23 protein-coding genes and 1 tRNA gene are annotated in these 24,724 nt (G+C 41.1%); 19 read left to right on the forward strand and 5 right to left on the reverse strand.

Annotation, left to right across the window (positions count from 1 at the left end; genetic code table 11):
* Positions 1–64: 64 nt before the first annotated feature.
* Together PY091_RS11105 and PY091_RS11110 are read right to left on the reverse strand one after the other, a co-directional pair.
* Positions 65–961 (reverse strand): hypothetical protein, encoded by an 897-nt coding sequence (locus tag PY091_RS11105; protein ID WP_275649725.1) that lies wholly within the window; start codon positions 959–961, stop codon positions 65–67.
* Positions 962–1,076: 115 nt separating this feature from the next.
* Positions 1,077–3,479, reverse strand: coding sequence for an ABC transporter permease (locus tag PY091_RS11110; RefSeq protein ID WP_275649726.1), 2,403 nt, complete (start codon positions 3,477–3,479; stop codon positions 1,077–1,079).
* A 558-nt stretch (positions 3,480–4,037) separates the two neighbouring features.
* On the opposite strand from PY091_RS11110, the gene PY091_RS11115 reads away from it, so the two are divergent.
* The 3 genes from PY091_RS11115 to PY091_RS11125 all read left to right on the forward strand — a co-directional run bounded on the left by PY091_RS11115 (position 4,038) and on the right by PY091_RS11125 (position 5,190).
* The gene (locus PY091_RS11115; protein WP_275649727.1) at positions 4,038–4,445 is read left to right on the forward strand and encodes a helix-turn-helix domain-containing protein; all 408 of its coding nucleotides are present in this window, start codon (positions 4,038–4,040) and stop codon (positions 4,443–4,445) included.
* Between the two features lie 89 nt (positions 4,446–4,534).
* Entirely contained in the window at positions 4,535–4,717 is a 183-nt protein-coding gene (locus PY091_RS11120; protein ID WP_275649728.1) for a hypothetical protein, read from the forward strand.
* Positions 4,714–5,190, forward strand: coding sequence for a nucleotidyl transferase AbiEii/AbiGii toxin family protein (locus tag PY091_RS11125; protein WP_275649729.1), 477 nt, complete (start codon positions 4,714–4,716; stop codon positions 5,188–5,190). The genes PY091_RS11120 and PY091_RS11125 overlap by 4 nt, the downstream gene beginning before the upstream one ends.
* Positions 5,191–6,551: 1,361 nt before the next feature.
* On the opposite strand, the gene PY091_RS11130 is transcribed toward PY091_RS11125, so the two are convergent.
* Positions 6,552–6,633, reverse strand: a tRNA-Leu gene (locus tag PY091_RS11130).
* Between the two features lie 159 nt (positions 6,634–6,792).
* Between PY091_RS11130 and PY091_RS11135 the strand changes: the two genes are divergently transcribed.
* The 3 genes from PY091_RS11135 to pth all read left to right on the forward strand — a co-directional run bounded on the left by PY091_RS11135 (position 6,793) and on the right by pth (position 9,114).
* A complete protein-coding gene (locus PY091_RS11135; protein ID WP_275649730.1) occupies positions 6,793–7,734 on the forward strand; it encodes a ribose-phosphate pyrophosphokinase in 942 nt (313 codons plus the stop codon).
* Between the two features lie 19 nt (positions 7,735–7,753).
* Positions 7,754–8,395, forward strand: coding sequence for a 50S ribosomal protein L25/general stress protein Ctc (locus PY091_RS11140; protein ID WP_275649731.1), 642 nt, complete (start codon positions 7,754–7,756; stop codon positions 8,393–8,395).
* 89 nt (positions 8,396–8,484) lie between these two features.
* Positions 8,485–9,114: an aminoacyl-tRNA hydrolase gene (gene pth / locus PY091_RS11145; RefSeq protein ID WP_275649732.1), complete on the forward strand. Its 630-nt coding sequence runs from the start codon at positions 8,485–8,487 to the stop codon at positions 9,112–9,114.
* A gap of 1 nt (position 9,115) precedes the next feature.
* Here the strand turns inward: pth and PY091_RS11150 are convergent, their stop codons facing one another.
* Positions 9,116–9,802 carry a hypothetical protein gene (locus tag PY091_RS11150; RefSeq protein ID WP_275649733.1) on the reverse strand — a complete coding sequence of 229 codons (687 nt, stop codon included), beginning with the start codon at positions 9,800–9,802 and terminating at the stop codon, positions 9,116–9,118.
* Positions 9,799–13,593: a reprolysin-like metallopeptidase gene (locus tag PY091_RS11155; RefSeq protein WP_275649734.1), complete on the reverse strand. Its 3,795-nt coding sequence runs from the start codon at positions 13,591–13,593 to the stop codon at positions 9,799–9,801. Before PY091_RS11155 ends, PY091_RS11150 begins: the two co-directional genes overlap by 4 nt.
* A gap of 56 nt (positions 13,594–13,649) precedes the next feature.
* Between PY091_RS11155 and PY091_RS11160 the strand changes: the two genes are divergently transcribed.
* The 13 genes from PY091_RS11160 to PY091_RS11220 all read left to right on the forward strand — a co-directional run bounded on the left by PY091_RS11160 (position 13,650) and on the right by PY091_RS11220 (position 24,719).
* Positions 13,650–14,579: a bifunctional riboflavin kinase/FAD synthetase gene (locus tag PY091_RS11160; protein WP_275649735.1), complete on the forward strand. Its 930-nt coding sequence runs from the start codon at positions 13,650–13,652 to the stop codon at positions 14,577–14,579.
* Positions 14,580–15,896, forward strand: a complete 1,317-nt coding sequence (locus PY091_RS11165) for an HTTM domain-containing protein (protein WP_275649736.1) — start codon at positions 14,580–14,582, stop codon at positions 15,894–15,896. It begins immediately after the preceding gene.
* A gap of 50 nt (positions 15,897–15,946) precedes the next feature.
* The gene (serS, locus tag PY091_RS11170; protein WP_275649737.1) at positions 15,947–17,218 is read left to right on the forward strand and encodes a serine--tRNA ligase; all 1,272 of its coding nucleotides are present in this window, start codon (positions 15,947–15,949) and stop codon (positions 17,216–17,218) included.
* 77 nt (positions 17,219–17,295) lie between these two features.
* The gene (locus PY091_RS11175) at positions 17,296–19,080 is read left to right on the forward strand and encodes a tetratricopeptide repeat protein (protein WP_275649738.1); all 1,785 of its coding nucleotides are present in this window, start codon (positions 17,296–17,298) and stop codon (positions 19,078–19,080) included.
* A gap of 35 nt (positions 19,081–19,115) precedes the next feature.
* Positions 19,116–19,433 (forward strand): DUF4286 family protein, encoded by a 318-nt coding sequence (locus PY091_RS11180; protein WP_275649739.1) that lies wholly within the window; start codon positions 19,116–19,118, stop codon positions 19,431–19,433.
* Between the two features lie 3 nt (positions 19,434–19,436).
* Positions 19,437–19,745, forward strand: a complete 309-nt coding sequence (locus PY091_RS11185) for a gamma-glutamylcyclotransferase family protein (RefSeq protein WP_275649740.1) — start codon at positions 19,437–19,439, stop codon at positions 19,743–19,745.
* Positions 19,746–19,763: 18 nt separating this feature from the next.
* Positions 19,764–20,636 carry a 16S rRNA (adenine(1518)-N(6)/adenine(1519)-N(6))-dimethyltransferase RsmA gene (gene rsmA, locus PY091_RS11190; RefSeq protein WP_275649741.1) on the forward strand — a complete coding sequence of 291 codons (873 nt, stop codon included), beginning with the start codon at positions 19,764–19,766 and terminating at the stop codon, positions 20,634–20,636.
* A complete protein-coding gene (mgtE, locus tag PY091_RS11195; RefSeq protein WP_275649742.1) occupies positions 20,623–21,975 on the forward strand; it encodes a magnesium transporter in 1,353 nt (450 codons plus the stop codon). Before rsmA ends, mgtE begins: the two co-directional genes overlap by 14 nt.
* A gap of 23 nt (positions 21,976–21,998) precedes the next feature.
* Positions 21,999–22,364: a nuclear transport factor 2 family protein gene (locus PY091_RS11200; protein WP_275649743.1), complete on the forward strand. Its 366-nt coding sequence runs from the start codon at positions 21,999–22,001 to the stop codon at positions 22,362–22,364.
* A gap of 12 nt (positions 22,365–22,376) precedes the next feature.
* The gene (locus tag PY091_RS11205) at positions 22,377–22,742 is read left to right on the forward strand and encodes a cupin domain-containing protein (RefSeq protein WP_275649744.1); all 366 of its coding nucleotides are present in this window, start codon (positions 22,377–22,379) and stop codon (positions 22,740–22,742) included.
* Between the two features lie 19 nt (positions 22,743–22,761).
* Positions 22,762–23,694 (forward strand): 2-hydroxyacid dehydrogenase, encoded by a 933-nt coding sequence (locus PY091_RS11210; protein ID WP_275649745.1) that lies wholly within the window; start codon positions 22,762–22,764, stop codon positions 23,692–23,694.
* Positions 23,695–23,703: 9 nt separating this feature from the next.
* Entirely contained in the window at positions 23,704–24,114 is a 411-nt protein-coding gene (locus tag PY091_RS11215; RefSeq protein ID WP_275649746.1) for a response regulator transcription factor, read from the forward strand.
* Between the two features lie 98 nt (positions 24,115–24,212).
* Complete coding sequence (locus tag PY091_RS11220) at positions 24,213–24,719, forward strand: DUF4199 domain-containing protein (protein ID WP_275649747.1); 507 nt, start codon at positions 24,213–24,215, stop codon at positions 24,717–24,719.
* Positions 24,720–24,724: the final 5 nt, after the last annotated feature.

Below are 24,724 nucleotides of genomic sequence, written 5' to 3' on the forward strand. Positions count from 1 at the left end.
TATTGTAATTGCGTTTAGGAAAAACCTTATTCGGTAGTGAATTATAGTACACTTAACTTTATCCTTATAAAAAATACTGCTTTGAGTTACTAAACTCAGTTCCACCTGCTTTTTGTTTTGGTACATCAAGTAGCTCAAACGTTGGTTTGTCATTGCATTGTGCAAAGGCATTGACCGAAACTTGAACGTTATTCTCCACCTGTTGTACGGTTGCCTCTTCAACAGCATAAAGCCTTAGTTTTTTCATTGCAGATTTCTTTAAAGCTACATTATTGCTCACACCTCCAAGTCTTACACTTGGATATAAAATGCCATCTACGTTGTGACGAGAGGCTGCCTCCGAGTATAGAGCAGTTATTTTATAATCATAGTTTCCCCTGATAGTTTTTTTAGAGAATTCATCCGCCAGAAAATCGTAAAATTCCAAGGATTTATCCATTAGCCTTCTATCATTATTTGCAAGGTGCTCTTTATATGCTTCGTAGATTTCTTTTGTATAGGGATTGATTTCAGTGTATTCCTTTTTGTGAACTATTGCCATTAAATTAAGTCTTTGGACGTTACACCAATATCCAAGCGTAAGTTTTCCTTGATATGGATTGTTCGGAACTCTAATTTCACAAATCGTTTCATATGCCGCTGTTGTTCGCATAACATCTAAATCATACTGGTTAAGTTTTCCAGACATGTATACTCCATAGAACATAGTTTTTCTTGGCGAACTTGCCCTTTGAAAATCTGAATTGTATTTTGCGGGTTTAATGGATAATTCTTGCTTCTTCGAAAAACGAGGACAGTCCTTATTGGGTCTGGCTCTTAAAAAGGTCGAATTAATTCCGATGGTAAGATTAATATTCACAGTCTCACCAATTGACATGAATAAAGAAATGATGTCATTTACATGGGTTGATTGAAGATCAAGCCTTCTTAATTTATTTATTGTATTGTTTAAATCTTCCAAACTGTTATTTTGTACTTTAAGTTATCATTGAATAAAATAGTTTCAGATTTTAATTTTTTCTTCTTATACACCAATACTATACCAGTTTAGTTCAAAATAGAGCGCCCTTATAGTATTATTCCGATCTCAAGCTTTTTACAGGGTTGACCATTGCTGCTTTGAATGATTGAAAGCTACAAGTAATAATTGCAATACTTAATGTTATACAACCTCCACTCAAAAACATCCAAACGGATAACTCAATCCGATAAGCAAACGTTTCTAACCACATATTACCAAAGTAATATACAAGAGGTGCCGCTATTATGAATGCCAAGGTTATCAAGCCAATGAATTCTTTTGTAAAAAAAGAGAAAATCTGTAAAATATTAGCCCCTAGCACTTTTCGAATCCCAATTTCCTTTTTCTTTCGGGACACTACAAAGGACATCAATCCCAAAAGCCCTAAACACCCAATGCATATTGCAAGAATCGAAAGGATGGTAAAACCCTTAAAAATAAGTTGTTCGAGAACATATTCTTTTTCAATAGAATCATTCAAAAAACTAAGACTGTAGGTTGAATCAGTAAACGTATTATTCCATATTTCCTTAATCTTATCAGCAGTCTCTGCATTATTGCCCCCGATTTTTATAAATGCCTGGTTTTGAAAAAATGTCCAGTTCATAATGATACAAGGGGTTATTTCCCTTTGGAAAGAATTGTTGTGAAAATCCTTAACTACCCCAACAATGGTAGCTTCTCCCTCATTGGTTTGGATTTTTTTGCCAATTGCTTCTTGGGGGCTCCAGCCAAAGGGTTTCAATAAAGTCTCGTTAACAATAAATTCATCGAAAGCTTCCTTATTTGTAGTAAAGCTTCTCCCTGCTAAAAGTTCCATCTCATAGAAATCAAGATAATGTGAATCCCCTATTTTAACTTCGGCATCTAAAGCTTCTTCGGAAGATTGTTCGGGCAGACGGAAACTTGTTCCCAATTGAAGGCCGTCCACGGCCATGGGAGGCCCTGAAGCAATAGTGACATTGGAAATATTATTATTCTCCAGCAATGATTGTCTATAAACCTCTGATTTTCCTAAATCGGGTGCCGGAGTCATCACTACTGCATCGGGCGAAAATCCCATAGGTTCGCTCTTAAAATAATCCATTTGCAATGAAACAACGATAGCTGCTATTACAAAAAGTTGTACTATCACGAATTGAAAAGTAACTAAAGACTTACGTACACTTACTCCGTCCCTTTTTGAAAATTGAACTTTGTCCCTAAGTGCCCTTATCGGTTTAAAAGCGGACAGAATCAAGGCTGGATAGAATGCGGCCAAAATAATGGTTGAAATGCCAATTACAAGTATTAGACCGATATGATTTAAACCTAATTCCAGTTGTAGGTCGATCACGGACAAATTTTCATTGAGTTGCGATAACAAAATGTTCAGAAATACAACAGAAAGGGCCAGAGAACCAAGGATAACCATGCTATTTTCGAAGATGAACTGGAATATCAAATCCAACCGTCTACTACCGAGAACTTTGCGTATCCCCACTTCTTTAGAGCGTGAAGTTGATTGTGCTGTAAGCAAGTTGATGAAATTTACAATAGCTATGACCAAAATGAACAATGCTACAACAGAAAGGGTGTAAAGGATGTTTGAAGGCATTATATATCCACCAGGACTACTTCCGTAGAGGGTTTCGTTATGAATGTCTGCAAGGGGTTGGAAAAAATAGGAAACACGTTTATCATCCTCGGGTTTGAGATACTTCTTCTTCCATGATGCAATCTTGGATTCAAGTGATTTTAAAAGACCGGGATTTTGTAAGACCACAAAAGTTGTTCCTTGATGATTTCCTGACCAGTTTTGGGCTAGACCAGGATTTTTTGTTTTAAAGAGCTCATATGGAATCAGTATATCGAAACGCTGGTTGGAGTTCCCCGGAACATTTTTGATTATTCCTGTAACTGTAAGAGGTTCATTGCCTTGGTTAAGTACTGTCTTGCCCAAGATTGATTCGTAACCTCCGCCTCTATTACCAAAGTACTTTTTTGCAATATCTTCAGTAAGCACTATGGAATTTATACCGTCCAAAGCGGTATTAGGATTTCCTGATAGCCATTCAAAATCAAAAGTCTTCGGATAGAATTGGTCTACAAAAAGAACCCTTGGCTCTTCGAATCTTTTTAAATCCAACCCATCTGTAATACTAAATTCCTGACTTATTGGACCTTGTGTTTGGGTTACCATTTCTATTTCAGGGAAATCGTTCCTAAGTGCCTCTGCCAAAGGATAGGGAGTAATGTTCCAATACAAGGTCTGGTCTGGTAACTTGTTATGCTGTACCACTCTATAAATATTCTCCGCTTTCGTGTTATAATTGTCAAAAGTCGATTCATATCTGACAAAAATCAGAATGACCATGCAAGCACTTATTCCAATGGACAGTCCAATAACATTAATAAAGGAACTGAGCATATTTTTTATTAGAGTTCTCCAAGCTATTTTGAAATAATTTTTGAACATGATTTCTGTTTTTTGGTCCTTTTATGGATAGATAAGTAGCAAACTTCACAAATGGGTGGGGGCAAATACATTTGTGGTTAAATAGACGGATTGATTATGCCCATTTTCATGCCATAATCATAAATTATTGAATATCAATCTTATATACAATTTGAATCATTTCATTATGTAAAAAATGTAGACAGTATTTGTCAAAAGTATTTACAACGAATAAGTTAGGAAGATTCAATTTATTGTATAAAGAAAAGTCGAAATATGTTAATCAAGAATAAAGCAAGAGGATAACACGCTAGCGCGGTGTTATTGATTCATTTTCCTTCGGAAAAGCCCTAAAAATGGGCTTTTTTAAAATATTGATTATTGACGGATGAGGCGTTTTTCACGAAAAAAGGTGTTCAGCCCAGTAAAATCAAGTAATTTTTCACGAAAAAATCAAAAATGATTAGCCCTTTTGAAGAAAATGCACCTTTTTCAACCCATAAATGGCATTTGTATTTTATTGAACCTGTTTTGTAAATTACAATCGGATTATTGTGGGAAACACCCTATATTTGAGATATGCAGACAAAGACCAAGAACAACCATATAGGCAGAAAGATCAGTAGAATCAGGGAACTCCGTGGAATGAAACAAGAAACCCTTGCCGAAGAACTGGGTATAAGCCAACAGGCCATTTCCAATTTAGAGAACAGTGAAAAAGTAGATGATGCCAAGCTGGAGGAGATTGCTAAGGCTCTTGGCGTATCCAAAGAGGCTATTGAAAATTTTTCTGAGGAATCAATGATTAACTATTTCAACACCTTTAATGAAAAGGTGTCCAGTAGCAACTTTGGCCACAATAATACTTGCACATTCAATCCTTTGGATAAATTAATTGATGCATACGAAGAAAACAAGAAGCTTTATGAGCGTTTGTTACAAGCTGAAAAGGACAAGGTTGCGTATTTAGAAAAACTGATCAAATAGATTGTTCTAAGCTGCGATTATATCCACCCTTTATTGCCTCTTGTCAATTTGTAATATCTTTATATCATAGAACGGTAATATATAGGCATATGCAAGTCCAATTTCGTACCAAAGATGAGGCCAATATGGAACAGGAAAGTGATTTCTTGGCACTTACCCCTATTGAGCGCGTTTACCGTTTCTTGGATTTGATGCAGCGCATCAACCGATTTCCCACAAAGGCCAAGCATGATGAGAATAAATTCATCATACAGATTACTACCGGGAAATGAGGCAATGGAAAGAGGATATCGACCTTTTCTTGGAAATGACCAACAAGCACGGGGTTAGGATGCTCATGGTGGGTGGGGGTGCCGTCAATTTTCACGGGCATCAAAGACACTCTGCGGATGTTGATTTTTGGATAGACCCAAATGAGGACAATTTCAAAAGGTTGGTGAAAGTATTCAATGAAATGGGATATGAGATCGAGGATTTCCCAAAAGAAGTGAAGGATGGACTCCAAAACATTTCTATTAAATTCTCCCCTGCCGATCTCAACCTAGAGTTGATAACCAATTTTTCAGTGAACAAAAGTTTCGACCAGGCCTATGAAGAGTCCGAAGAAGCTTCATTGGATGACCAACCCCAACTTAAATGGAAAGTGTTGAACCTTGATGATTTGATTACCAGTAAGATCAAAGCGGGAAGGCCCAAGGATTTGGCAGATGTCCAACAATTGAAAAGGATCAACAATAAAAACTAGTTAGAACAGTCTTATCTTCCAATAGACTAACTGGTGGGTCCTTCTCAAAAAGGTTCAATAGGAACTCTTCAAAGTTTAATTGATTTCGCCTCGCTCAGTAAATTAGTTTGTGTAAGATTTGGGGCTTGCAGCACTTCACTTCGTTTCGTTCGCTTTTTTATTCAGTTTTCTTTTGCGACCCTCCGGGAGCAAAAGCAAGATTGTCATGACAATGACACATCTTGAATTCGTTGCCGAACTTCATCTTCAGTGCTTTTTACCATCCATTTATTGATATCCTTTTATCCGTCATAGAGAATAGATATATCCCTGTGCCTCGCAAAGTATTCTTTACCGTTATGGGGTCAATCTCACTGGATGACGGTTAGGTTGCATGACCCTATGTTTGACTTCCTTTCCCTTGTAGGTGGTTGCCAATGAAAAGAGAAAACTTGGATGTCTTCTCAAAACGAACTTAGGGACCAAATTTCCTTTTACGTTTTTCTCCTCTTTGCCTCAAGCTTTATTATTTCTCCTACCTTCCTACCTAACCCAATAATGACTCGGGTTTTCAAGCTAGGTTAGATGTTTTTTCAATTTACCTATCTTACCTTTTAGGTAAGTTAGGTAACCTTTAGGTAAGATGGAAGTTATATATCCTACCTAAAGTTTTACCCCATGACCATTGGCTTTATCCTGCTTTAGGTAACTAGGTAGGTATTGTTATTCTTTCTTTGCAAATTCCATTTCCCAAGAGCTTCCCCAAAAGTGGGATAGAGCCAAATAGCCGCAAACCTGCCTTTAAGGGTGCTTTATCTTCTGATTTATTTGTTCCTTTGGCTCTGCGTTCAGTTTCTAACGAATTTTTGATGATTTGATGACAAACCTTTGGGAAACCCTATAAATACCGGTTGTTTCCCCGTCATCATTTTGTCATCGTTTCATCATTCTTGTTTTTTTCTTCATTGTCCCTGTCATCATTTTTTATTTTGATGACAGAATGATGACAAAGTGATGACAGCCTAAACCCTTATAAACACAGGGCTAATATCAATCTGTCATCAAATCATCAAAATTGTGGAACAAAAAAATCATTTTCTACCGCTAAGTAATTCCATCTGCATCATCGATATCGACTATCCGCTGTTTTATATGGTAGCTTTCTGCACTTTTAGAAGTTGGGTCGGCACCCCGGTCATAATGACTGAAAGCTCTAAAACACATGAATGGAGGTTGGTATAACTTGACCAAGAGCAAGAAATAGGGCCAAATGATACCAAAAAAGCACAACTAAAATGTTAAAGTTGAAGAATTTAAAATGTTGTACCTATGTTGTACCAAAATAAAAAAGCCGAGATCTAAATCTCGGCTTATCCCTTTTGTACCTTGGGAGGGAATCGAACCCTCACTCCCGAAGGAACTGGATTTTGAATCCAGCGCGTCTACCAATTCCGCCACCAAGGCTTGGCACCACATTTTCAAATGCGAGTGCAAAGCTAAAAAAATATTTTTATTTATCACCAAAAAATACTTCGATTTATCCTTTAGCAACCCAATTTAATTCTTAAATTTGCACCTCTTTATTTAGAAGTACTTTAAAACGCTAGTTAACAAGAGATTGTAATGGCCTATCAAGTTCCGGAACCTAAAATTTTTGCATGTACCCAAAGTGTTGAGCTGGGTGAAAAAATCGCTGCCTCTTATGGCGCTGAATTGGGCAAGGTCCAATTCTCCCGTTATAGCGATGGAGAATTTCAGCCTTCGTTCGAGGAATCTATAAGGGGAGCAAGGATTTTCATCATAGGTTCCACCAATCCAAGTTCGGAAAACTTGATGGAAATGTTATTGATGTTGGACGCTGCCAAAAGAGCATCTGCAAGGCACATAACTGCCGTAATGCCATATTTTGGTTGGGCAAGACAAGACAGAAAGGATAAACCAAGAGTTCCAATAGCTGCAAAATTAGTTGCAAAAATGTTGGAAACTGCTGGTGCCACACGAATTATTACAATGGACTTGCACGCGGACCAAATCCAAGGTTTTTTCGAAAAACCCGTGGATCATTTGTTCGCCTCTACACTGTTCTTGCCCTACTTAAAAGGTCTTAATCTCGACAATTTGTGCATCGCTTCACCAGATATGGGAGGTTCCAAAAGAGCCTATGCCTATTCCAAAGCATTGGAGTGCGATGTTGTTATCTGTTACAAGCAAAGAGCAAAAGCCAATGTAATATCCCATATGGAACTGATCGGTGATGTCCAGGGAAAAAATGTTGTATTGGTGGATGATATGGTTGACACTGCAGGAACACTAACCAAAGCTGCCGACCTTATGATGGAAAGAGGAGCAGAAAGTGTACGCGCTGTAACCACACACGGATTGTTGTCCGGCAAAGCATACGAAAGAATTCAAGATTCCAAACTATCCGAATTGATCGTTACCGATTCCATTCCAGTAGACAAGGATCAGAAGAAAATAAAGATATTGTCCTGTGCCGACCTGTTTGCAGACGTAATGCACCGGGTACACCACAATACATCAATATCTTCAAAGTTTTTAATGTAAATCAATTTAATATATAATAATGAAGTCAATTACAATCAAAGGATCCCAAAGAGAAAGCGTGGGCAAGGTTTCTACCAAAGCCTTACGTAATGCTGGAAAGGTCCCTTGCGTGCTGTACGGAGGGGATAAACCAGTGCATTTTTCAGCAGATGAAATCTCGTTCAAAGAATTGGTGTACACCCCAAATGCATACACCGCAGTAATTGAATTGGAAGACGGACAAAAGTTCGACGCTGTACTACAGGACATTCAGTTTCACCCGGTAACCGACAGCATCCTACACGTAGATTTCTACCAATTGTTCGAGGACAAGCCGATCACCATGAAGATTCCGGTACGTTTGGAAGGAAACTCTCCTGGTGTTAGAAACGGTGGACGTTTGCTTTTCAGAAAGAGAAAACTATCCATTAGGGCATTGCCTGCCTTGCTTCCGGATTTTATCACCGTGGACATTTCCAAATTAAGAATTGGTCAGACCATCGCGGTTGAAACCATTTTGAACGACAACTACACTTTCCTTCACCCAGATAGCACTGCTATCGTTCAGGTTAAAGCATCTAGAACTTCTGTTGATGAAGATCTTGATGACGAAGATGAAGAAGGAGTAGAAGGAGAAGCTACCGAAGGTGGTGAAGCTCCAGAAGCAGAAGCTGCGGAATAGCACTTTTGAAGAATTAACGGAAGCATCCCTTTTTTACACTCGTAAAAAATGGGATGCTTTCGTATTTTTAAGCACATCAATTAAAGCCGATGCTCCATTTTTTTACAAAGCTTTTTGGCAAAACTGAACAATTACTGCAAGAAACCGACACTATGAAAAAATTCCTTATCGTTGGCCTGGGAAACATTGGTTCAGAATATGAGGATACCCGACACAATATAGGATTCAAGATTTTGGACCATTTGGCCCAAGAAGAGGAATTCACCTTTGAAAGTGCCAAACTTGGCGCAGTGGCCACGTTTAAACACAAAGGCAAAAGTGTGATATGCCTTAAACCTTCTACCTATATGAATTTAAGCGGCAAGGCGGTAAAATACTGGATGGACAAGGAAAACATTGTACTGGACAACATCTTGGTCATAACCGACGATATCAACCTTCCCTTTGGAGCAATCCGATTAAAAGGAAAGGGCAGCGATGGTGGCCACAATGGCCTAAAGGATATTCAAAATGTTCTTCAGACCACGAATTACAACCGTTTTAGATTTGGAGTTGGCTCAGATTTTGGAAAGGGCCAACAAGTGGATTATGTTTTGGGCAAGTGGGACGAGGAGCAACAAAAAACCATGCCCGAGCGTCTCAAAAAATCCACTGACCTTATACGCTCGTTTGTGTTCGCCGGAGTTAAAAACACGATGAACCAATTCAACGGAAAATAAGTTAGAGCACTTTAAAATCGAATACACCCGAGATAGAGGTGTTCCCCTCAAGATCAGTTGTAACTACCCTCCAATAATATACCGTACCGGAAACCACACCCACGGGAAGCTCCATTGTAGAGGCATTGGTAAGGCCCACAGAAGTGGCAGGTGGATTTGTTTCGGAAAAAAACACTTCATAAGACTCAATATCGTTGTCCACATCTGCCCCGGACCATTGTAAGTCGACTTCATTGGCAATATCCATTTGGACCGTTGAGCCCGAAGAAGGGTGCACCAATTGTGCGGGAAACGGAGCATAGGTCGTCTGGGACCCTGCATTATAGAACAACCATGTTTCGCTAGAAGCCACTTGGTCGGAAACAGAATTTCTGGATGACACGGACCACGCATAAGGCGTTCCCTTGGTAATGGTTAAACTAGCCGAGGTAGCTGCCGTAGAAATGTTCTGGGGTACATTGGTATCCAAATTCACCACACTCAAGGTGTAACTGTCCGTATTGTTCGATGCCATCCATCGAAAGGTTACTTGACTGGATGTTTGATTTACATCGGTCCCGGTCGTACACTCCGAGTTTTCTTCTGGGAATACCAGCAAGGCTCCCTGAGGCGCTGGAGGCGGACCATCGTCTCCCCCACAGGATGCCAAAAAGGCCAAAGCGATAAATCCAATTAAAATCCGCATCATCTCTTTATAAGTTTAAACATTTCCTTAGTTCCTGCCTTATCTATCCCGAGATAATATATCCCCTTGGGCAAACCGGACAGGTTCAATTCCAAGTTCTCACCATGAACATTTTCACTATAAGTTCGAACCAACCTACCATTGGCCGTAAAAATCTCAATTCCAATCATACCGATATAACCTCCCGTATAAATCTGGGCAGTGCTATATACTGGATTAGGAGAAATAATCGGTCTTGATGTATAGAAAATCGATTTTTCCAAGATCCCTTGACATGGTAGATTTGAATATACCTTTAAGGTATTGAGTCCTTCCTTTAAGCTCAACTGAACTTCTGAAGCTTCGGTCTGTGTAACCAGTCCGTTCAATTCTACATTGTAGAAATCGGCACCGCTCAATTCAACACTCAATATGCCTGAATCCACCAACGCATCGATATCCAATACATCTGGCTGTGTGATTATGGCATTAAAACAAACTTCTTGATAGGTATTGACACCATTTGTACCTGTAATGCAAATAGAATATTCCCCTGCTGAAAGGTTTGAGAAAATCTGTTGATCGGTAAAGTCAAAAGATTGTGACACATTGTTTCCGTTCAACACGGCCGTATACGTAATTGAAGTATCAAAAGGAGTTATGGCAATAGATCCATTATTACTGCTCCTACAGGTTTCACTTTCAATTTCTATTTGGAAATTATCCTGGGCAAATCTATAGATAGCACAACCATTGGTATCCACTTCCACCCCTTTTGGGGTTCCAAGACAAAGATCGTCCCCATCATCAAAAACCCCATCCTCATCCTCATCAGGGCGATAGCTTCCTTCGATACAAATGTCCAATGAGAAGGATATGAGACTTCCTCCATCACTTGCCGCAGTATCTTGAATCTCCAATATCCATTCTCCTAAAATTGATTCTCCCTTTAGAGAAGCCAAAGAACCCAATGGGGAAACCACACCTGAAATCGCCGGATTTCCGTTACACTCGATCGGGCTTCCATCATCATCAAAAACCGCATTGATATTATTCAGGTCCCCACAAGTATTGGAAACTAGCGCTACTTCTGTTCCCGAAGGTGAAATCAAGGTGATGATCAAATCTTCCAAATAGGTATGGTCCAATTCAAGATTCACGTTGACATCGGAAATGGGCAAGTCCTCCAAAAACAAAATGGAAGTTGTTACCGTTGGCGTACCCGACGACGGAATGGTCAATGGCAACTCATTGGATTCCCTGTTCTTACAGTCCACTTGAGAAGTGAAAAAACTAAAAGGCGGACCAAAGGTTCCCGTACCACAACCGTTGGCCGGTCTTACACGCCAAAAGTATTCGGTCTCCGGCACCAAACTGGTGGCCTTATAATTAGTAAAGGGAACATTGGCCGTTTCAACAATATTGGCAAAACCAACATCTGTGGCCACTTCCACATCATAACTGGAATACAATGGGTTTTCTTCCCAATTGAGGGCTGCATCCAACGATACGCCTATCTCACCATTTGCTGGCGACAATAACGCTGCATCCGAAAAAGTACCATCCTGTACCGTTAACGTGAGCACCACACTTTTAGTTACAGAAGCGGCCGTTGAGGTCACAACAATATCATACACACCGGTTGCCACCCCAAGGGTATTGGAAAGTGTTAAATCCACCGCGGTATCATCAGCACTGGCATTGACAGGAGTAAAATTAGCAGACATCCCTACTGGCACATCGGCCGAAAATGTTGAATTTTCATTAAAACCTGCATAGGTTTCATAAACAAATGGGATAACAATATCGTCCGGCTGGCAAACCTCATAATCCAAAGCATCGAAATGTAAAACCACCTGCGACTCCTCGATTATAAAATCCGAACTATTGACCGCAAAAAATATATTACCACTGGCCTTTACCATAACCCTCGCATTGGAAGTCACCTCACCAGGCAATAGAATTTCTGCCGTACCATCGTTCAATGTGTTCTCCAGGAGCAATATGGGAAAGCTGAGGCCCCCATCCAAGGATAGGTATATGTCCACTTCTTGGGCATTGATAGGCGCAACATTGGTATTGGCAACATCCCACCTGATTTCTTGTACAGTACCTGCTTGATAAATTTCATTGTCCGCTTGGGAAGTCACAACAAAAGGTCCTGCGGACTTAATTACATTCACATCCAATACATCGGAAACAACCTGTCCACCGCCCGGTGCATTATCTCGTACGGTAAAAGCGAAGGTAAAATTCCGCTCTATATCGGAGACAGTTTCCCATGATTCCCCAACGGAGGGCATTGTTTGAGTCAAATTTCCCTGGGCCACTTCGGACAATCTGGGAAAATAACGTATCGGTTCCAAGGTTGGGGGAAGTGACCTAAAATTAGCACCACTAGGATTGGTAGGACCAAAAGAGGAAACGGTTACCACACCATCATTGACCTGTTCCCATGTATAAGTAAGCACATCACCTAGGTTGGGGTCGGTCGCACTTCCCTCTAATACAAAGGCCGTACTCCTTGGAATAGTAAAATCATCCACTGGGTTGACTACCGGAGGTGAATTCACCAAAACATTGGTCTGTGCACAACTTGTTGTTTCGAGATAATTGGCTATCTGCAATATACTGTTGTAATGAAAATAATCATCTCCGTTGGGTGCAACATTGTTCTCACCAACTATTCCCGCATAACCCATTATGGTAGTTCCACTGGCAGGTTCTGCCTGAACTCCTGTTCCTTCAGACTCGAAAGACCAAGTATGATTGGCCCCGAATTGATGCCCCAATTCATGTGCAACATAGTCCAGATCATAAACATCACCTTGTGGAATAAAGGCCGAAGAAAAAGCACTTCCTTTTCGATTATCTATACAGACGGCCCCAATAAACCCAGCGTTACCATTATCCTCACCTTCGTTGACTTTGTGAAACAAATGCCCCACATCATAATTTTCTTCTCCGATAATCGAGGTAATTGTTGACTGTACTTCAGAATTTAAGCTACTGTCATAGGGATCGGTGGCAGAATTGGTAAATATGATAAGGTCATTGTTTGGAATAAGCTCTAAAGTGACGCCCAAATCAGTTTCAAAAACTTCATTGACCCGAGTAATGGTAGCATTGATTCCAGCAAGGGCATCTTCAACGGTGCCTCCCATTTCTTGGGTGTACTCCCCCGTTGCAGAAACTGCGATCCTATACCTTTTCAAGACCTGATCGTCAACTAGTGGGACTATGGTCTTGTCCATTGCACCAGTGGTTTTGCTACCGGCCCCATACAAATCCTTATTGGTCGCACAGATGAAATCCATTTTGGATGCAAATTCTGTAGCATCATCGTACAAAACATAGGCATCGGTACTATTGGAAACCGGCTCCATAAAAGTAGCTGAATTGTCCTTAAGGTCAACCAGCATGGATTGCAGCCCATTTTTAGAACTGCTGAGCTTTAGTTTGTACCTTCCATCCAAGCTTTTACCTGTATAGGACTTAATATCCGGAAATTTCTTGGCAAGATCGGGATGCAGTACCGAAGTTTCCCTCACACTGAACGGAACAATATTTCCTTCGCCATTGGGCAAGTATATAATTTGACCATTTGCTTTTGAAGCAGCGAAAGGTTTCAATTCTTTGGAAAAGCCCTCTTTGTTAAGGGAGAATACCTTTTTAGCACTGGTAATATCCTTTACCGAAGCACTATGTAGGTTGGCTTGTTTGGGAATTGTTTTCCAATAACCTTGCTGCCCATAAATACAAAAGCAGCTAAAAAATATGGTTATTGAAAAAACAAGATGTAATTTAGCTTTCATACACGGTTAGGGCATAGTATAAATTCAAATGTAAGCCTTTTTTATTTCTTGATCAGTTGGAAACAATCCACAACATTTCTCATTTTAAGGACATTCCGCACCATACTGTGGTGACCATCGGCACGTTTGATGGCGTGCACCTAGGACACCGCAAGATATTGGAACGCATCATAAACAATGCCAAAAACACAGGGCTAAAATCAACTGTACTTACTTTTTTTCCCCATCCGAGAATGGTCTTGCAAAAGGATGTGGACATCAAACTATTGAACACCCTCGACGAAAAAAAACAGATTTTAGAAACCTTGGGGCTGGACTATTTGATCATACATCCCTTTACCAAACAATTCTCCAGGCTTTCCGCCATAGATTTTGTTCGGGATATTCTTGTGAACAACATTAAAAGCAAAAGGATTATTATAGGCTACGACCATAGATTTGGCCGTAACCGTAATGCCAACATACAAGACTTGATTTCCTTTGGAAACACCTTTGATTTTGAAGTGGAGGAAATACCCGCCCAAGAAATCGATGACGTATCGGTGAGCTCCACAAAGATCAGAAAAGCACTTTTGGAGGGCGATGTTGAAACCGCAAACAGTTACTTGAGCTACGCCTACATGCTCACCGGAACAGTAAAAAAAGGTAAAGGCTTGGGCAGGGATTTTGGTTTTCCGACCGCCAACCTACATATTGCCGAAGAGTATAAACTCATCCCAAAAAATGGTGCGTACGTGGTCCGTAGTGACATTGATGGCAAAGAATACTTTGGCATGATGAACATCGGGTTCAATCCCACCGTGGACGGATCTCAAAAAAGTATAGAGGTCAACTTCTTTGATTTTGATGGTGATCTGTACGATAAAAAAATTCAGGTGTCACTATTGCACCGCATACGAGACGAGCATAAGTTCAACTCAGTGGAAGAACTTAAGGAACAATTAAAAAAGGACAAAAGCCACTCTTTGGATCTAATCTCCAAATAAATGCTCGACCAATTTCTATTTAAGAAAATCGACAACGCACAATTGGTGGTGTTCCGGGTTTTCTATGGTCTTCTGGTAAGCGCAGAGTGTTATGGCGCCATAGCCACCGGTTGGGTACGCCGAACCCTTGTAGAGCCCCAGTTTACTTTTTCATTTATCGGGTTTGAATTGTTGCAACCACTACCTGGCAACGGTATGTACATTTACTTTGCAGTGATGGGCACCTTGGGCCTTTTGATCGCTATGGGGTATAAATATAGGTTGAGCGCATTGGCATTTGCCGTTCTTTGGTCGGGTGTGTATTTGATGCAAAAAACATCTTACAACAACCATTATTACCTATTGATGCTCCTAGCATACATCATGGCATTTTTACCTGCCAGCCGAGATGCTTCCCTAGATGCAAAACTGAATCCAAAGCTGCGGTCACAGTCCATGTACAATTGGGTTCGATGGGTCATCATCCTGCAGTTGTTCATTGTTTACACCTATGCATCGGTTGCCAAATTATATGCGGATTGGTTGGATTTTAGCATGATCGAGGTTTTGATGAACTCCAAAAAAGATTACTTTTTGATCGGTGAGTTCCTCCAACAAAAGTGGGTACACAAAATAGTGGCGGTTTTCGGCATATGCTTTGACCTACTGGTGGTACCTGCCCTACTTTGGAAACCGACACGAAAGATCGCCTTTATCCTGTCCATCTTCTTCCACTTGTTTAACAGTGTTGTATTTCAGATAGGTATTTTTCCGTACCTCTCCCTTGCATTCACCGTTTTCTTTTTTGAACCACAGACTATCCGAAACATCTTTTTAAAGACCAAAAAAACAATTCCGGAGACCGAGGTCATCGTCCCAAAAACAAAGAATATCACCTTAACTGTTCTAGGTGTTTATTTTTTGATTCAATTGCTTCTGCCGTTACGTCATCATTTCTTCAAGGGTGATGTACTTTGGACAGAAGAAGGCCACCGTTTAAGCTGGCGCATGATGCTACGCAGCCGTGGCGGAATGATAACTTACAAAGTAGTAAACGCCCAATCCAACGACACCACCAACATCAACCTGAACGACTTCCTCACCAAAAAACAACAACGCAGGGTATCCTCCTACCCTGACTTTATCTGGCAGTTTGCACAACATCTCAAAAAAGAATACGCCAAAAAAGGAGAAAACATTCAGGTTTTTGTGGAGAGCAAAGTAAAAATAAACCAAGAACCTTATCGTCAATTTATTGATTCAAAGACAGATTTGGCCAGTGTTCCATGGAAACATTTTGCCCACAATGATTGGATTCTGCCCTCTCCCAAGGAATAAAGTTGGGCACTTCTTCAGATTAAATTAAATTTGCGGCTCAAAACAAGGCCATGCTTCAAATACAGAACATCAGGGAAAACCAGGAAAGTATCATCACCGCTTTAAAAAAGCGCAATATCGATGCAGCACCTATGATATCAAAGGTTTTGGAACTCGACGAAAAAAGACGTTCCATACAGACCGAACTGGACGCTACCCTGGCCGAATCCAACAAACTTTCCAAAGAAATTGGAATGCTTTTCAAAACAGGAAAGGCACAGGAAGCCAATGTTCTCAAAGAAAAAACCGCTGGTCTCAAAGAAGCTTCAAAAAAATTAGGGGAAGATCTAAACACTACTGCAGAAGAACTTCAGCAAGAATTGTATTTGATACCCAACGTTCCCCACGAATCCGTTCCTTCGGGAAACTCCGACGAGGACAACGAGGAAATCTTCAAGGAAGGCGATATCCCAACATTATCCGAAGGAGCACTTCCACACTGGGAATTGGCCAAAAAATACGACATCATCGATTTTGAACTCGGTGTTAAGATTACTGGAGCTGGTTTTCCAGTGTACAAAGGAAAAGGTGCCCGTTTGCAACGCGCATTGATCGCCTATTTCTTGGACAAAAACGCCGAAGCTGGATATACCGAAATGCAGGTACCACTTATGGTAAACGAAGATTCTGGTTATGGAACAGGTCAGTTGCCCGACAAGGAGGGGCAAATGTACCATGTACAGGCAGATGACCTTTACCTTATTCCAACGGCAGAAGTGCCTGTGACCAACTTGCATAGGGGCGATATTTTGGCAGAAAGTGATTTTCCTATAAAATATACCGGTTACACCCCTTGTTTCCGTCGCGAAGCGGGAAGTTACGGTGCGCACGTTCGAGGACTCAACCGTTTGCACCAATTTGACAAGGTGGAAATTGTAAGAATGGAGCACCCGAATAATTCATACCAAGCATTGGATGAAATGGTGGAGCATGTAAAAAACATCCTTCGCGAACTCAAATTGCCTTATCGCATTTTGCGTCTTTGTGGAGGTGATCTAGGGTTTACCTCCGCCCTGACCTTTGACTTTGAAGTATTCTCTACCGCACAGGATCGTTGGTTGGAAATAAGTTCCGTATCCAATTTTGAGACCTTTCAGGCCAATCGTCTAAAACTTCGCTTCAAGGACGAAAACGGAAAAAGCCAATTCGCCCATACCTTGAACGGAAGTTCGTTGGCACTACCAAGGGTACTTGCCGGGATTTTGGAAAACTATCAAACCGAGGAGGGTATTAAAATACCCGAAGTACTGGTTCCTTATTGCGGTTTTGACATCATAGATTAAGGTTTTAAGCCATTAATTTGGATTCGGTTAACAGAATCCCCCACATTTCTGCGTTATATTTGAAATAAAACAAGCTATTGCGACGTCTTTTATTTCTCATACTACTGTTATCCAGTTTTATTGGAGTGGCCCAAGAGGATTTCTTGGCCAAACAATATTTTCAGGACGGTGATTATGAGAAAGCCGTTGTTTTCTACGAAAAATTGGTAGAAACCAACCCAAGGCGTACCGATTATGCCGAAGGACTTGTGGCATGTTACCAGCAATTGGAGCGTTATGATGATGCCGAGACGTTTTTACTTCAAAAAATTGAGGACAGCTACGCATTTCCGACTTTTTACATAGAGCTGGGTTACAATTTCACCTTGAAAAATGAAGGCGAAAAGGCAAATACCTACTACGATAAAGCCATAAACAAAATTGAGGACAACCCCAATTATGGATACAGTGTAGGTTATCGCTTTCAAAAATATGCCCTATTGGATTATGCCATTCAGGCCTATACAAAGGCGATGCAACTAAAGCCCGACCTTAACTACGATTTTCAGTTGGCGCGCATTTATGGAGAACAAGGAGATATTGCCAAAATGTACCAATCCTACCTCAACCTTATCTGGGAAGGCCGTACCTCCCGTTCCAACGTACTGCGCAACATCGATGATTTTATCTCCGAGGAACCATCCAACGAAAACAATATCCTATTGCGAAAAGTATTGCTGCAGAACGCACAGCAAACGCCCGACCTGCTTTGGAACGAGCTTTTAAGTTGGCTTTTTGTACAGCAAAAACAATACAGTAGTGCCTTTGGTCAAGAAAAGGCCATTTATAAACGAAGTGAAGGGCAATCCGTGGACAGATTGGAAAACCTCGGGGACATTGCTTTGGAGGACAAGGACTGGGAAACCGCAACCGAGATTTACGAATATATTGTGGACAACACGGAAAATCCAAGGACCAGGCTCAATGCAGAACTCAACCTGATCGATATCGCCCTGGAAAAGCCATCCGATAAAGTTCTAAAAGATGTAGAAAAAAAGTTTGAGGACTTGGTAGCAGTATACGGAAACCAGAGCATCACCTTACAACTCCAGATTGCTTATGCGAACTTCCTTACTTTTAAAAAAGAGCAACCGGAACCTGCCATTGCCATGCTCAAGGAAAGTCTGGAACTACCAATGGGAAGAATGACGATGGCCTATGTAAAGTTGGCCCTTGGTGATATTTTGGTGTTCGACCAAAGATTCAATGAAGCATTGATTCTTTTTACCCAAGTGCAAAAGAGCGTAAAGAATGATGTCCTTGGGCAAGACGCCCGTTTTAAAGTGGCTCAGACCAGTTTTTACAAAGGAGATTTTGACTGGGCACTTACACAATTGAAAGTGTTACGGAGTTCCACATCACAACTTATCGCCAATGATGCCATGCAGTTGAGCTTGCTTATATCAGACAATTCACTGGAAGATTCCACGCAGACGGCACTGAAAAAATATGCCAAGGCAGATTTACTGGCATATCAAAATAAAAACATTGAAGCCATCGATGTGCTAGAAGATATTTTACAAAATCACAAAGGGGAAAAAATCGAGGATGAAGCTTTGCTAAAGCAGGCGCGACTATTGGTAGAACAAGAAAATTATGAAAGTGCCAAGTTCAACTATCAAAAAATAGTGGAGTTTTATGCCGATGGAATTTTAGCCGACGACGCCCACTTTGCACTAGGGGAATTGTACGAAAACATCTTGAACGAACCCGAAAAGGCCAAGGGCCATTACGAGAAGATCATTTACAATTATCAGGATAGTTATTATTTCCCAGAAGCGCGAAAGAATTTTAGGCGACTCCGCGGGGATGCGATTAACTAATTCTTTCCTACTTTAGCCCCACAAAACAAAGGCACATGCTCATTTACAACGTAACCATCAACATTGATGAAAGTGTCCACGACCAATGGTTGGACTGGATGAAGGACAAACACCTTCCGGATATGCTGGCCACGGGAAAATTTTCCCATGCCAAAATGGTAAGGGTATTGGTTGAGGAAGACTTGGGAGGCGTCACCTATTCCGTACAATACACCACTCAGGACAGGAGCACTTTGGACGCCTATTATAAAGAGGATGCAGAACGTTTGCGCGGCGATGCACAAAAGATGTTTCCGAATAAATTCGTAGCCTTCCGTACTGAACTGGAAGTCATCAGCCAACAAATACCTTGATCTTTGGAATATCTTTTTTCCTATGGAACCCTTCAGGACCTGCAGGTTCAGGAGTATATTTTTGGCCGCCTGCTCAAGGGGAAAACAGATATGGTATTGGGATTTAGAAAGCTCGACAATGCCGTATATGGTCGATATCCCCTGGTCATCAAGACCAATGACCCCAAAGACAAGGTTCCGGGAATGGCCTACGAAGTGAATGCAGATGACTTAAAGAAAGCGGATATTTACGAAACCAGCGCTTACAAACGTCAAAAATTTCCTCTGGAATCTGGGGCCGAGGCATGGATCTATATCGAAAATTCCCATTAACTTGCAAAAAAACCGCCCGTGTCCAAAAAGAAAAAAAAGAAGTACTCCAACGGTTCCCAACGCAACCCTAAACACATTCAGGAAGACGGTGCTGTAAAAGCGAAAAAACACTTGGGCCAACATTTCTTAAAAGATGAGTCCGTGGCCAAAAAAATAGCGCAAACCCTATCGTTAACAGGATACAAGAATGTACTCGAAATTGGACCGGGCATGGGAGTGCTCACCAAACACCTACTACAAAGGGATTTGGACCTGGTAGCCATGGACCTGGATGAAGAATCCATTGTGTACCTTAATCACAGTTTCCCTTTGGAACATGCCGATATTTTAAAAGCGAACAACAGAATAAATATAGTGGAGGCAGATTTTCTCAAATTTGACCTTACCCAACTCTATGGTGACGAACAATTCGCCATTACTGGCAACTTTCCCTATAATATATCCAGCCAGATAGTTTTTAAAATGTTGGAAATGCGACATCAGGTCCCTGAATTTTCGGGAATGTTCCAAAAAGAAGTGGCCAAACGTATATGCGAAGGACCGGGCAGCAAAACCTATGGAATACTTTCCGTATTGGTCCAGGCATATTATGATGCAGAATATTTATTTACTGTTCCACCAGGGGTTTTTGACCCGCCACCAAAGGTAGACTCGGGGGTACTACGATTGGTGCGTAAAAAAGAACTTAACCTTCCATGTGATGAACGTTTGTTCTTTAAAGTGGTGAAATCAGCCTTTAACCAAAGACGAAAAACCATTCGTAACAGCCTTAAAACCTTTAACCTTTCCGATAATCTAAAAGAAGATGCTATCTTTGACCAACGCCCCGAACAGCTAAGTGTAGCTGACTTTGTAACGTTGACACAGAAGATAGCCAATGACCCCGTTTAAACTCACAGAAGAACTTTTAGAAGAAATCAGGCAACTGATCATGGACGGCAAGGATGCCGAACTACAGTCCATGATGCAAGAGTTCCACTATGCCGATATTGCGGAAATAGCGGACGAACTGGATGTTGATGGAGCTACCTATCTGATCAAGTTATTGGACAGTGAAAAAACTTCGGACATCCTTGCGGAAATGCACGAGGACATCCGGGAGGCCGTACTTAAAAACCTTACCGCCAAAGAAATTGCAGGGGAGCTTTCGGAACTGGACACGGATGATGCAGCGGATATCATCAACGAACTCCCAAAGGAACTTGTCCAAGAAGTTATCTCCGAAATCGAGGACCGGGATCACGCCAAGGACATTGTGGACCTACTCCGTTACGAAGAAGATTCCGCTGGTGGTCTTATGGCCAAAGAGCTGGTAAAGGTCAACGAGAATTGGACCGTGACCACTTGTGTAAAGGAAATGAGGGCCCAGGCCGAGAATGTTACTAGGGTACATTCAATATATGTCGTGGACGACGAAGGCAAGCTCAAGGGACGTCTCTCGCTCAAAGATCTACTTACGGCACCCACCAAAAGCCACATCAAGGACATTTACATTCCAAAAGTGGATTCTGTGAATGTAAACGAAAAAGGAGAAGAGGTTGCAAAGATCATGTCTAAATACGATTTGGAAGCAATTCCGGTAATAGATGAAATAGGAAGATTGGTCGGTCGCATCACCATTGACGATATCGTGGATGTTATCCGTGAAGAAGCCGATAAAGATTACCAAATGGCAGCCGGTATCTCCCAAGATGTTGAAGCTAACGACAGTATTTGGATACTGACCCGGGCAAGATTGCCCTGGCTTATATTGGGCCTTTTGGGCGGACTTAGCGCAGCAGCTATCATGGGAACCTTTGAGGATATGATATCCAAACATGCGGTATTGTTCTTTTTTACACCACTGATCGCTGCAATGGCAGGTAATGTTGGTGTACAATCGAGTGCCATTGTGGTTCAGGGTCTTGCCAACGATGACCTTAAAGGAAGCGTAAGCAACCATCTGATCAAAGAAATGCTATTGGCCCTTTTAAACGGGCTTATTCTGGCCATTCTATTATTAGTGTTCACTTGGGTCTGGAAAGGCACTTTTGCCACGGCACTTGCCATCTCGCTTTCCTTGGTGGTGGTAATTGTAGTTGCCGGATTGATCGGTACATTTATCCCACTGTTCCTTCATAAAAGGAACATTGACCCCGCAATAGCAACGGGTCCTTTCATCACTACAAGCAACGATATTTTTGGTATCCTGATTTATTTTTGGATCGCGAAGGTAATCCTCGGAATATAATCCAAAAAGAAAAATCAAATCTCATGAACAATAGTCCAAAGGATATAGTGGCACAATGGGTCGAGGTGTTCAACCAAGGTGATGCACTTAAAATTAGTGAGTTTTACCATAACGACGCTGTAAACCATCAAGTAGCGAACGAACCCATTAAAGGCAAGGAAAATATATATCAAATGTTCTTGAACGAGTTTAAAATGGCCGAAATGGTCTGTATCGTAGAGCACATTTTTGAAGATGGGGAATGGGCCATTCTGGAATGGAAAGACCCATTGGGCCTTCGCGGATGCGGATTTTTTCATGTTGTCAATGGAAAAATCAAATTTCAACGAGGATATTGGGATAAACTATCTTTTTTAAGAATGCACAATCTACCCTTGCCCACCGAATAAAATCGTACACATATGAAACCTATCAATATCAAGGAAAAGCATGCCGAGTTTACCAAACAATGGCATCCCCATCAAATAGCCGTAGTGGATAACATGCAAGTGTTGTTGGCAAAACTCGAAGGAGAATTTGTTTGGCACGCCCACGAAAACGAAGATGAACTGTTCCAGGTGATCAAGGGCACACTTTATATGCAATTTCGTGATAGGACAGAGGTTGTGAACGAGGGTGAAATCATTGTGGTGCCCAAAGGGGTAGAACATAATCCCATCACAAAAAATGGAGAGGAGGTCCATGTACTCCTTTTTGAGAAAATAAGCACCGCACATACCGGAAATGTAATCCACGAAAAGACCCAGACCGACTACCCAAAAATCTAGGAGTCGTATATTTGCCACCATGAAAGTTCTCCATCTCGACACCAATCACCCATTGCTCATCGAACAATTCGAAGAGCTTGGGTTCGAAAATCATGAAGACTATACCTCATCCAAAGAACAGGTAGAAAAAAAGATCCATGAATACGATGGTATCATCATACGGAGCAGATTTACCATAGACCAGCAGTTTTTGGAAAAGGCCACCAACCTCAAGTTTATCGGAAGAGTGGGTGCAGGGCTGGAAAATATAGATGTGGACTATGCCAAATATAAGGACATATTTATGGCATCGGCACCGGAAGGAAATAGAAATGCCGTGGGGGAGCATACCCTTGGCATGCTACTTTCCATTATGAACCACATGTGCAAAGCCGACCGCCAGGTCCGAAAAGGAAAATGGAAACGTGAACAGAACAGAGGCGTTGAGCTCGATGGTAAAACCGTTGGCATTATCGGGTATGGAAACATGGGCAAGGCCTTTGCAAAAAAACTACTTGGATTTGACGTAGAGGTGATCTGTTATGATATTATCGGAGGTGTCGGTGATGATAATGCGCGTCAAGTGGGCATTATGGAATTCCAACAACGATGCGATGTGGTGAGCTTGCATGTACCTCAGACCGAGCAAACCATCGGCATGGTGAACAAAGAGTTCATAGACAAATTCCATAAACCTTTTTGGCTTTTGAACACTGCACGCGGAAAATGTGTGGTAACGAACGATTTGGTAGATGGGCTAAAGTCTGGAAAAGTGCTGGGTGCCGGATTGGATGTGCTCGAATACGAGAAGAAATCCTTCGAAAATATGTTCGCATCCAAACCAAAGGCTTTTAAATATTTGCGCAAGGCCAAAAATGTACTGCTCACCCCACATGTTGCCGGATGGACCGTCGAAAGCAAGGAAAAGCTAGCTCAGACAATCGTAGATAAAGTCAAAGAAAGATTTTGCTAATTTTAGTGGGTGAAAAAGACCATTTTTGTTTTCTCTGCACTTATCATCTCCTTATTGTTGCTATTCAAGTTGAGCAGTTATGCCTATCTATCCGGTGATATTTCCAAAGAAATTGTAATCGGCGTCATTGCCATTGTCTTTTTTGTTATCGGAATCTATATCAATAAAAAATCGCTGAAAAAAGAAAAAACCAACTTCATCGATTATAAAAAAATAGAAGAGTTGGGCATCAGCAAACGAGAATACGAAGTTTTGGTGCAAATTTCCAAAGGGCTTTCCAACAAAGAAATAGCAGATGCCCTTTTTGTATCTGAAAGTACCATAAAAACCCATGTGTCCAATCTTCTGGTAAAATTGGATTCCAAACGAAGAACCCAGGCCATACAAAAAGCCAAAAGTCTTCAAATTCTTTCCATATAGCTCTTTTTAAAGCCAATAAACACTGTTTTTGGTACTTTAGTATGAGTCCCGAATATGCTGGTACGATTAGATTTGTTCCGACCATTAAATAAAAGAACATGAAAAAAACAATATTGAGATTTGGCACATATGGCTCCATCACCATCTGTATCCTTTTTCTAATCAGCTGGTTTTTATTGAATGATCTTCCCATGTCTCTACAGGAAATTCTGGGTTATGTTTCCATGATTGTTTCCTTGGGCTTTGTCTATTTTGGAATCAAGCACTTTAGGGACAAAGAAAATGAAGGGAAAATAAGTTTCAGAAGGGCCTTGACCATCGGCATACTGATCAGTTTAATTACTGCTTTGGTATTTGGATTATTAGATGTTTTATACACCGAAGTGCTCAATCCCGAATTTATGGATGAATACTATAGTGAGGTAATTGACGACATGAAAGCAAGTTTACCCGACAACGAATTGGATGCCAAATTGGCCGAACTGGAAGCCCAGCGCGAACAATTTTCCAACCCGATTTTTTCATTTGCTTTTATGGCCTTGACCGTTTTTATCATCGGATTTATAATTACCTTGTTATCATCGTTGATACTCCAGCGTAAATAGGATTG

Origin of the sequence: Flagellimonas okinawensis (genome assembly GCF_029194005.1) — a bacterium.
Lineage (GTDB): Bacteria > Bacteroidota > Bacteroidia > Flavobacteriales > Flavobacteriaceae > Flagellimonas > Flagellimonas okinawensis.

What these genes read in the sequence shown, in the direction of transcription:
- PY091_RS11200 (WP_275649743.1), top strand. Translation starts at nt 21,999, where the DNA reads ATGAACAATAGTCCAAAGGATATAGTGGCACAATGGGTCGAGGTGTTC.
- PY091_RS11205 (WP_275649744.1), top strand. Translation starts at nt 22,377, where the DNA reads ATGAAACCTATCAATATCAAGGAAAAGCATGCCGAGTTTACCAAACAA.
- PY091_RS11220 (WP_275649747.1), top strand. Translation starts at nt 24,213, where the DNA reads ATGAAAAAAACAATATTGAGATTTGGCACATATGGCTCCATCACCATC.
- PY091_RS11210 (WP_275649745.1), top strand. Translation starts at nt 22,762, where the DNA reads ATGAAAGTTCTCCATCTCGACACCAATCACCCATTGCTCATCGAACAA.
- PY091_RS11115 (WP_275649727.1), top strand. Translation starts at nt 4,038, where the DNA reads ATGCAGACAAAGACCAAGAACAACCATATAGGCAGAAAGATCAGTAGA.
- PY091_RS11155 (WP_275649734.1), bottom strand. Translation starts at nt 13,593, where the DNA reads ATGAAAGCTAAATTACATCTTGTTTTTTCAATAACCATATTTTTTAGC.
- serS (WP_275649737.1), top strand. Translation starts at nt 15,947, where the DNA reads ATGCTTCAAATACAGAACATCAGGGAAAACCAGGAAAGTATCATCACC.
- pth (WP_275649732.1), top strand. Translation starts at nt 8,485, where the DNA reads ATGCTCCATTTTTTTACAAAGCTTTTTGGCAAAACTGAACAATTACTG.
- PY091_RS11165 (WP_275649736.1), top strand. Translation starts at nt 14,580, where the DNA reads ATGCTCGACCAATTTCTATTTAAGAAAATCGACAACGCACAATTGGTG.
- PY091_RS11140 (WP_275649731.1), top strand. Translation starts at nt 7,754, where the DNA reads ATGAAGTCAATTACAATCAAAGGATCCCAAAGAGAAAGCGTGGGCAAG.
- PY091_RS11135 (WP_275649730.1), top strand. Translation starts at nt 6,793, where the DNA reads ATGGCCTATCAAGTTCCGGAACCTAAAATTTTTGCATGTACCCAAAGT.
- PY091_RS11150 (WP_275649733.1), bottom strand. Translation starts at nt 9,802, where the DNA reads ATGATGCGGATTTTAATTGGATTTATCGCTTTGGCCTTTTTGGCATCC.
- PY091_RS11110 (WP_275649726.1), bottom strand. Translation starts at nt 3,479, where the DNA reads ATGTTCAAAAATTATTTCAAAATAGCTTGGAGAACTCTAATAAAAAAT.
- PY091_RS11120 (WP_275649728.1), top strand. Translation starts at nt 4,535, where the DNA reads ATGCAAGTCCAATTTCGTACCAAAGATGAGGCCAATATGGAACAGGAA.
- PY091_RS11180 (WP_275649739.1), top strand. Translation starts at nt 19,116, where the DNA reads ATGCTCATTTACAACGTAACCATCAACATTGATGAAAGTGTCCACGAC.
- mgtE (WP_275649742.1), top strand. Translation starts at nt 20,623, where the DNA reads ATGACCCCGTTTAAACTCACAGAAGAACTTTTAGAAGAAATCAGGCAA.
- PY091_RS11125 (WP_275649729.1), top strand. Translation starts at nt 4,714, where the DNA reads ATGAGGCAATGGAAAGAGGATATCGACCTTTTCTTGGAAATGACCAAC.